The organism is Blautia sp. DFI.1.216 (assembly GCF_020594215.1).
Taxonomy (GTDB): Bacteria; Bacillota; Clostridia; order Lachnospirales; family Lachnospiraceae; genus Blautia_A; species Blautia_A wexlerae.
The window spans coordinates 1-252 of the sequence record NZ_JAJDML010000237.1 but is presented as its reverse complement, the minus strand read 5'-3'; the positions used below and the strand labels follow the sequence as shown (position 1 = coordinate 252).

The 252-nt window shown below is 49.6% G+C and carries 1 protein-coding gene; it reads left to right on the top strand.

Features of this window, described 5'->3' with window-relative positions:
* Positions 1-44: 44 nt before the first annotated feature.
* On the top strand, positions 45-252 hold a 208-nt coding region (locus tag LJE11_RS19575), incomplete at its 3' end, for a hypothetical protein (protein WP_331466317.1).

The window sequence follows — 252 nt, the reverse complement described above, 5'->3', positions numbered from 1 at the left end:
AACGCAATCAATGGAACTTAGCAAACGTACACGATCCCACCGTGGTGCTAGCCGAAGACGGATATTACTATATGTATCAGACGGACGCCTCTTACGGCAATGCGCATACAGCCGGTGGACACTTTCACGGCAGACGTTCCAAAGACCTCGTAAACTGGGAATACTTAGGCGGAGTAATGCCGGCACTACCCGAATGGGTAATTCCGAAGCTAAATGAAATTCGCAAGGAAATGGGGCTGAACGAGGTTTCAC